This window comes from Polaromonas sp. UC242_47 (genome assembly GCF_044452385.1).
Classification (GTDB): Bacteria; Pseudomonadota; Gammaproteobacteria; order Burkholderiales; family Burkholderiaceae_C; genus Polaromonas.
This window is the reverse complement of the sequence record NZ_JBIOAO010000003.1, coordinates 343,482-350,493: the sequence shown is the minus strand read 5'-3', so window position 1 is coordinate 350,493 and position 7,012 is coordinate 343,482. Positions and strand designations below refer to the sequence as shown.

The 7,012-nt window shown below is 62.2% G+C and carries 14 protein-coding genes; all 14 read right to left on the bottom strand.

Going from position 1 to position 7,012, the window contains the following annotated elements; all coding sequences use genetic code 11:
- Nucleotides 1-240, bottom strand: a 240-nt coding sequence (locus ACHMXK_RS23450) for a hypothetical protein (protein WP_397443101.1), incomplete at its 3' end; no start/stop codon positions are given.
- A 141-nt stretch (nucleotides 241-381) separates the two neighbouring features.
- A complete protein-coding gene (locus ACHMXK_RS23445; protein WP_397443099.1) occupies nucleotides 382-1,197 on the bottom strand; it encodes a hypothetical protein in 816 nt (271 codons plus the stop codon).
- Nucleotides 1,198-1,397: 200 nt separating this feature from the next.
- Complete coding sequence (locus tag ACHMXK_RS23440; RefSeq protein WP_397443098.1) at nucleotides 1,398-1,895, bottom strand: hypothetical protein; 498 nt, start codon at nucleotides 1,893-1,895, stop codon at nucleotides 1,398-1,400.
- Nucleotides 1,896-2,206: 311 nt separating this feature from the next.
- Nucleotides 2,207-2,512, bottom strand: coding sequence for a hypothetical protein (locus ACHMXK_RS23435; protein ID WP_397443097.1), 306 nt, complete (start codon nucleotides 2,510-2,512; stop codon nucleotides 2,207-2,209).
- 127 nt (nucleotides 2,513-2,639) lie between these two features.
- The gene (locus ACHMXK_RS23430) at nucleotides 2,640-3,011 is read right to left on the bottom strand and encodes a hypothetical protein (RefSeq protein ID WP_397443096.1); all 372 of its coding nucleotides are present in this window, start codon (nucleotides 3,009-3,011) and stop codon (nucleotides 2,640-2,642) included.
- A gap of 87 nt (nucleotides 3,012-3,098) precedes the next feature.
- Nucleotides 3,099-3,260 (bottom strand): hypothetical protein, encoded by a 162-nt coding sequence (locus ACHMXK_RS23425; RefSeq protein ID WP_397443095.1) that lies wholly within the window; start codon nucleotides 3,258-3,260, stop codon nucleotides 3,099-3,101.
- Complete coding sequence (locus tag ACHMXK_RS23420; RefSeq protein ID WP_397443094.1) at nucleotides 3,257-4,315, bottom strand: phage tail sheath subtilisin-like domain-containing protein; 1,059 nt, start codon at nucleotides 4,313-4,315, stop codon at nucleotides 3,257-3,259. Before ACHMXK_RS23420 ends, ACHMXK_RS23425 begins: the two co-directional genes overlap by 4 nt.
- Nucleotides 4,312-4,437: a hypothetical protein gene (locus ACHMXK_RS23415; protein WP_397443093.1), complete on the bottom strand. Its 126-nt coding sequence runs from the start codon at nucleotides 4,435-4,437 to the stop codon at nucleotides 4,312-4,314. The genes ACHMXK_RS23420 and ACHMXK_RS23415 overlap by 4 nt, the downstream gene beginning before the upstream one ends.
- A gap of 152 nt (nucleotides 4,438-4,589) precedes the next feature.
- Nucleotides 4,590-4,850, bottom strand: coding sequence for a hypothetical protein (locus ACHMXK_RS23410; protein ID WP_397436552.1), 261 nt, complete (start codon nucleotides 4,848-4,850; stop codon nucleotides 4,590-4,592).
- Between the two features lie 10 nt (nucleotides 4,851-4,860).
- A complete protein-coding gene (locus ACHMXK_RS23405; protein WP_397443092.1) occupies nucleotides 4,861-5,058 on the bottom strand; it encodes a hypothetical protein in 198 nt (65 codons plus the stop codon).
- Nucleotides 5,025-5,510 (bottom strand): hypothetical protein, encoded by a 486-nt coding sequence (locus tag ACHMXK_RS23400; RefSeq protein ID WP_397443091.1) that lies wholly within the window; start codon nucleotides 5,508-5,510, stop codon nucleotides 5,025-5,027. Before ACHMXK_RS23400 ends, ACHMXK_RS23405 begins: the two co-directional genes overlap by 34 nt.
- Complete coding sequence (locus ACHMXK_RS23395; protein ID WP_397443089.1) at nucleotides 5,507-6,046, bottom strand: phage virion morphogenesis protein; 540 nt, start codon at nucleotides 6,044-6,046, stop codon at nucleotides 5,507-5,509. The genes ACHMXK_RS23400 and ACHMXK_RS23395 overlap by 4 nt, the downstream gene beginning before the upstream one ends.
- A complete protein-coding gene (locus ACHMXK_RS23390) occupies nucleotides 6,043-6,555 on the bottom strand; it encodes a phage protein Gp36 family protein (RefSeq protein WP_397436546.1) in 513 nt (170 codons plus the stop codon). The genes ACHMXK_RS23395 and ACHMXK_RS23390 overlap by 4 nt, the downstream gene beginning before the upstream one ends.
- The gene (locus ACHMXK_RS23385; RefSeq protein WP_397436545.1) at nucleotides 6,555-6,911 is read right to left on the bottom strand and encodes a hypothetical protein; all 357 of its coding nucleotides are present in this window, start codon (nucleotides 6,909-6,911) and stop codon (nucleotides 6,555-6,557) included. Before ACHMXK_RS23385 ends, ACHMXK_RS23390 begins: the two co-directional genes overlap by 1 nt.
- Nucleotides 6,912-7,012: the final 101 nt, after the last annotated feature.

The window sequence follows — 7,012 nt, the reverse complement described above, 5'->3', positions numbered from 1 at the left end:
CGTCCACGGCCAGCTTGCCTCGCCCAGCTCAATCTTCGTGGTCTCGCCCATGGCCATCGCCTGGTCGGCGATGCTGGGGTTGTGGGCTGAAAGGCGCGGGTCGTTGTAGCCCTTGCCTCTCAGTCCATCCCCGTTTTTACGAGCATCAGCCGCATTGAGCGTGGCGATGTCCGCGTCGCTTGTCATCAACAGTTCGCTGGCCAACGCCAGCCCTGAGCCCATCCAGCCCAGGCTGCGCATTGCGCCTGCCACTTCCCCCCGGCGCTCACCCGGCTCGGGCGTAGCGCCCTCCAACACGGGGAAGGCGCCGGGAGAACCTCCGGCACGTGGCAGCCCACCCCCTGGCCCGCCAAACCCGGAAGTCCCCGGCGTTTTTTGCCCCTAACAAACCAAGAACGGCCAGCGCAGTTGCAGCGCCGCCAGCGGCTGCGGCAAGTCCAGCCGACAGCCAGCTTTGCGCCTTCGATGTGCTGGGCGAACTCGGGGTATTTTTGGTAAAGCGGTTGTGCCCTCGGCAAATTTGCCAAGCGCCGCGTTGAGCCCACCAGTGCTGCTGGTCTGCGCAAAAAGCTCCGAGTTGGCCTTTTGCTGCATCTTGTAGTCATTGGTCTGGGCGATGGTCTCGAAGTCCTGTCCGCCGATCTGGCCCTTGGCCAGGCCCGTGGCAGCGATCTGATCCTTGTAATAGTCGCGGTTGTTCCGCAGCGCCACCAGCGCCTGCATGGACTGCTGGTTGTGGAACAGCTTTCCCAAGGCGCTACCCTGAAAAAGCGCCGCCTGCTGTTGCATGATTTCTTGCTGCTCGGGCGTGTACAGCGGCTGGCCACCTTTATCTCTGGCAATGCCCCCGGCCTTCAGCTTGTTATCAAGGGCCATGTAGCGTGGGTCACTGTTTGCCACGCGGTCGGCAAGGCCAACGATGCCGGTGATCGCATCGCCGCCTTCGGCAATATGTTTGGCAATGGCGTCCGAAGGGCTGATGCCAAGTTTCTTGGCCGCCGTCATCAGCGCGTGGCCATTGATCATGGACAGCAGGTCTTTAAAGTTCGTGCCCGCCTCGTCCTTGGTGCCAGCGGTCAGACGAGAACGTTGCACGCCTGCCAGCATGGACTCGTAGCCCTTCATGCCGCGCAGGCCCGCCATGCTACCCGCAGCGCCGACCTGTGGCATCCACTTGGCCAGGCTGTCGAACTCCATGCTGCCCCCTTGGTTGACTGCAGCGTCTTGTCCAGCATCAGGGGAATGTCCTTTGCGTCGAGCTTGAGCGACCGCAGGCCGTAAATCACGAGCTGGGCGATGTTGGCCGGATCAGCGTTGCCCGACGTCGCGTATTTCTGCATGTGCGGCAGCACCGGATTCCACAACGTCCTTGTCGATGTTCGCCGCGTACAGGTCGTTCATCGCCTTGAGGGCCGATCCCTTGTCCCGCCGCCGCTGCTCACGGCACTTTCAATCTGCTTGTTCATGGCCGCCATACCCTGCTTGCGTGAGCCGTATGGGAAGGCGATGTTGGCCGCGTCAGCCAGAGAGCGCTCATAGGTCCGTTCAATCTTGAGCGGCTCCGCCAAAACCGCTTTAGCCGCCTGATAGCCCGCAAACCCTGCAGCACCGGCCTTTCCCAGCTTGACGGCCGTCGCGCCCAGCCGTTCCATCCGGGCGTGCGCATGGTCAACCGACCGCGCCAGGCGCTGCATGTAGCCGATCTGCCGCTCGGTGCCGGTGTTGTTCAGGAAGCGCAGGTAAGCGGTGTCCAGCTTCACAAAAGACCCCGTGGTCTTGTCCACCGACGACTTGATGGCGGCTTGCGACTGCTCCAGCGCCTGCGCCTCGGTGCGCGCCTTGGAGCCGATGTTGCTGGCCAGCTCAAGAAAATACTTCAGCTTTAACTCACGCATGGCGGGTCATTTCGATTTGGTCAATTGCTTGACCATCGCCTTAAGTCTGGCCTTCGGCAGAACTTCCAGCGAAGTCGGCGAGCAGTGAAGGGCCAGACTCAGGAAGGTCAGCAACCGCTCCCACTGTTGGAGCCTGGCCCGAATGCTGTGGGGGCGAATTGATCGGCTTTGACGCGCCAGCGACGGCGCTGTCAAACTCAGCCTGCGTGATGTTGCCGTACCGCACTTCGCTGGCCAGTGTCAGCAAGAAGATGCGCTGTTCGATCAGCTCAAGGTCGCGGGACGGAGCCTGTCGTACATATCCAGATCAATCAGCCCCGCGGGATCGCCGTGTCGTCGCAATGAAACGATTCGATGTGCAGCATGTTCAGCACGTGTTTGAAATTGGAGTCACTGACCAGCAGCTTCCAACCACCGCCCACCATCATCGCGCGCTCGGACAGCGCCTCGGCCTTGCGTTCGTCGGCTACGTTGGTGTCGCGCAGGCTGACGACCTTGTAGAGGATGTCCTTGCCGCCGCTTTCCAGCTTGAGCCCGTCGGCTGGAACGAGTTTGTAGAGGTTGTCGATCCGCACTGCGGGGGACGACTCGGCATTGGGGGTGCTTTGTTCGGTCATGCATGCAGTGTCCGGCTGCAGGCGCTTTGGGTCTTGGTGAAACACTTCACCGCGCCGATGAAAAAGGCCGGTATTACCCAGCCTTCTTCATTTCGGTGCGACTTGCACCGAATCGCAAACTATCCCTTTAGAGCCATTGCGGCTCAGAAAGCACGTTAAACGTGATGTCCACCGAGCCGCCGCCGAGGTCGCCCATCTCGCCGAAGCTGCATTTGGTCATCAGGCAGCGGCGGCCAGTCTGGCTGTCGCGGGCCGTGATCTGGATGCCGCGCAGCTTGTTGTAGTCGCCCGGCTGCTGGTTACTGCCGAACTGGATTTTTGCCTTGAAGATGCGCGGCGCGCGGGCGCGCTTTTCAAAGTCATCACCGCTGGCGCTGGGCACCACGGTGTTCGTGAAGCTCGCAAAGCCGGAGGCGATGCCAGAGCCGTCTTCGAAAGGCAGTGGTTTTCCATCGACCGTGATCTGGTCGATGTGCAGCAGCATGTTTTCAGTTCCCATTTATCTCTCCTGAAGTTGAAAGGTTTGTTGCTGCCTAGACCTGGCCAGCGATGACGTTGCTGGTGATCTCGGTCTGGTAGTGCTGCGTCACGATGACCGGCTCGTCCAGAATCTTTCAGCTTTTTCGTTCGGGCCGTCCACCTCGACCACGATCGTCTTCTGGTAGTAAGGCATGTTCTGGCACAGCCCGGCATCGCAGAAGAGCTTGTACAAGCCGAGCATGATTTCCTCGCCCAGCTCCTTGGTCATGATCTTCTGGCCAGGGATCGGATCGTGATGTACTGCGCCAACTTGTAGCCGGTGTACTTCGTCTGAAACTCGGTCACCCGGAACCAGCGGTAGTAGCTCATGGTCTTGATCCACATCAAGTTCGCCATGCTGCGGTCGGGCGCGCCGCCCGCCGTCTGCGTGTAGTTCGTCACCATGCGCCAGAGGCGACCCGTGCCATCCTGGTCGATCTGCAACGGTGAGCCGCCAAGCGCCAGCAGGTTGCCCTTTTGGTCGTCGGTGAGGTCGTCGCCCTGTTTGGGGCCAACGTAGCCGACCAGCAGCGATGTGGGTGGGATGGCCGGGTCAATGGCTGCGCTGCTCTCGATGGCGGCACCAGCCATGGCGGCGGTTTCCCAAGGGCTGGTCAAGTCCTTGCAGGTGGTCATGGTGTGCACGTGCGGGCTGTTGCGGGTCGAAAGAAGCGTTGTCAAAGCGCTTTCGGTGCCACGCGCTCCGACGACGATTGCGCCGTCCCGCATGTTGTTCTGCAACCAGCGCACGGCCATTTCGGTTTCCAGCAGTCCCATGTTGGCGCTGTCAGTGAAAGGGTTCACGATCTCGGTCGCACGATAGCCCAGCATCTTCTGGATGACCGGCGTCACGTCCGGTGCGACCGCACCTGCGGTCATAGCCGGGAGAGTGACGGTCAGGCCAACCGGCAGGTAGTCGTCGGCATAGTGCTGCGTGACCAAGCTAATGTCATTGCCGGTAGGGCCGCCCCATTTGCAGGTAACAACCACCTCGCCGGGGTTGGCGTTCGTCGCGGCGGTCACGGGCAGCTTCGGAATGGCGCTGATTGCGGCAGCCAGCTTGGCGGCAATCGTCGTCGGCGTGTCCGAGGCGATAACGCCAAAGCTGATGCGCTGGCTGGCGATGTAAAACATGAACTCGCCAGAAGTCCCCAGCGTAGCGCCTGCGGTCGCAATGACCACCGTGCTACTGGCCTTGACGGCCGCGGTGCCTTCAGCGATCCGAATCGTGTCAATGGGCAGGCCACGGTCGGCGTTCGCTTTCGCGGCGCGCCACAGGATCACATCAGCGAGCCTTCACCGAACAGAGTCACAGCGTCGGAGTCCGTCGTCACTGTCAGGATGGAGTTTGTGGCGGCGGTGCCGGCCGCCAGCTTGTGGGCGATCAGCAGCACGCGACGGGGCATGCCGCCGCATGCCGCGAATGGCGCCGGGAAAAGTCAATCTTTGCGGCGACGCCCGGCAGCAGAAAGCCGAGGCTAAAGAGGTTGGGCAGTGACATGGGTAGGCTCCAGTTAAAAGGTTTTGAAAGGCGTTTGAGGCCGCTTTAAGTTCCGCTTCAGCTCACGCGCACCAGGCAGCCGTCTTCAAGGCGTCGCAGCGTGGTGACCGTCACCGTTTGCGGCGTCTCCTTACCTTCCTCGAAACGGGCGCCGGTTTCGTTGTTGACCAGCACCTGGCCCTCGGCAACCATCACGCCGCAGGTTGAGCCCAGCGCAGGCATGGGTAGCGGCGTCTTCGGCTTGCCGCTGATGCCGATGGTTCCAGCGGCCAGCGCGGCGATTTGTGATGTAGCGGCTTGCGTGTCGTTTTTGGCCATGTCAGCTCCTTTAGGGTTTTTCAAAATCAATTTTTTCCTGCACATCGGGGACGATGCTCGTGTCAGGCGTGTCGCCAGGCGCTTGGCCGCCTCGGGCGGTGTCGTAAATCTCGACGTGGCGCATGTTCGGCCTGTCCGCGTAGGGCGCATCAGGGCGCTCCTGGTTGAGCGGGATCACGCCCTTGGCGCACTGATACCAGTCCACCATCCAGAGCGCCTGCCCCTGTTCATCGACGGCGCGGTTGTAAAGGTTCTCGCACGTCGGCTCATCGTCCAGTCCACGATGGTGACGCCCTGCGCCTGTATGGCGCTGGCGTAGGGCTGTTGAGCCATAGGCGCCCACTGGCGCAGCAGCGCAGACAGGTCTTCGGCCAGGCGCATCGCTTCCGTCATGCGCGCCTCGCGGCTCTTGGCGTTCTTGGTCACCACAAAGGCGACCATGCGGTGGTTCTTGGCGTGCCGGCCTGTCAACCGCCCGCCCTCGTCCGGCTTCTTCCAGCCGAGCAGGCTGATCAGGATGGCCGGGCAGTTGTAGCTAACGTTTTTCATTTCAGCGGTCGAGAACTCACCCGCGTAGGCGCGCACGTCCTTGACCTGCGCCTTGGTAAAGCTGGCGCGCACGTAGGCCACGGCCTGTTCAAGCAACAACACGCCGCTCATTGGATACGCCCAATCGCGGCGACCATGAAGTCACCGATGGCGCGTTCCTGCGCGGGCGCCACGCCCAGCACGGGTCTGGCCGTCATGGTGAAGCGGTGGCCGAGCCGCCCGGTCTCGCCGCCAAAGTGATGGATGGCCGCATAAATCAGCGCCGAGCCGATCTCTACGCCGCTGCCCGCGAGCTGGTAGACGTAGCTGTCATACAGATGGTGCCGGTCGATCAGCGTCTTGCCTGCGGCGCGCGCGTTGCCCCTGACACGACCCTTGCTGCGGTTGTTGGCCTTCCAGTGCGTGGTGCGGCCCTGCGCGGCTTTGCTGGGCGGCATGGCGGTGCCGTCAAACAGGCGCTGACCGTCGAAGTTGTCCTGCACGTTGCCCAGCATGTACTCGCCGATCTCGCGGCGCACGGCGATGAAATGCGAGTTGTTGAGCCGCTCAAGACCGCGCAGGTGCCGCGTGATGGGCGTGGTGTCCAGCGTTTGCTTGATATGGGTAGATTGGGAGCCCGCGCCCCAGACCGAATAAACGCCGCTCATCGTGCCACCTTGTGCGCGGCCCAGTTGTAGGAGCTGGCGGCCGGTCCGAAGCGGATGCGGCTTTTGCCGGGCAACGTTTCACCAGCCGGATTGACCAACTGAACGGTGCCGCGTGACACGTCTTTGAGCCAAGCGCGCCACGTGTTGCAGCAATCGTCCATGCGCTCGGTGGCGTTGTCAGGATCATCAGACAGGCTGCAGCGCACCAGGGCCATGCAGCACTCATTAAGCGTGCCGATGTTGACGTCATCGGCCGACAGCGGCAGCGTGACGGCGTTGCGAAGGTAGCCGTCCATGAAGCTGCTGCTCGTTTCGATCTTTCGCACGAACCGCGCCAGCGCCCCAGTAGCAGCGTCCTTTTCCTCCTGGCTCGGCGCACCCGTCCACACTTCTGCAATGGCGTCAGTCAGAAGCTGCTCGGTGAGCAAGTCCTGCTCATCGGCCAGCAGTTGCGTGACTTCCTTCAGACCGTAGGCCTGAATGACTTGCTGGGGCGTGGCGTAGGGCATCAGGCGCGGGCCGTCTTTCGGGCGGCAGTTTTTGCAGGGGCCGTCTTGGTCGCGGGCTTGGAGGCTTTGGCCTCTGCGACCGCTGCTGCAACCGGCGGCGAGATCAGCGTGCCGGCACCTGCAGCGTTTGCATCGGGGCCTGGCGCGGCAGGGCTGCCAACCGCGCTACCGGCCTCTTCGATGGCATCGTCCTCGTCGGTAGCCGGCCTGGCGTGACCCATGGCCTCCAGCTCGTCGGATTGCTGCTGAGTGAGCCCCTTGACGCGGGCGCCGGTCGGGTGGACGCGGCCATTGAACCGAATTGGCTCAATTGCGATGATGTCCACCAGCACCGCCTCTTCGTTTAGCTTTCCCATGTCGTACTCCTGTCAATAAACAAATGGCGGGGGCTTGGGGTTAGCCACCCGCCTTGCGTTCACCTCTGCGCTTTCGCCAACTCCCGGCTCTGGCGCTTCAC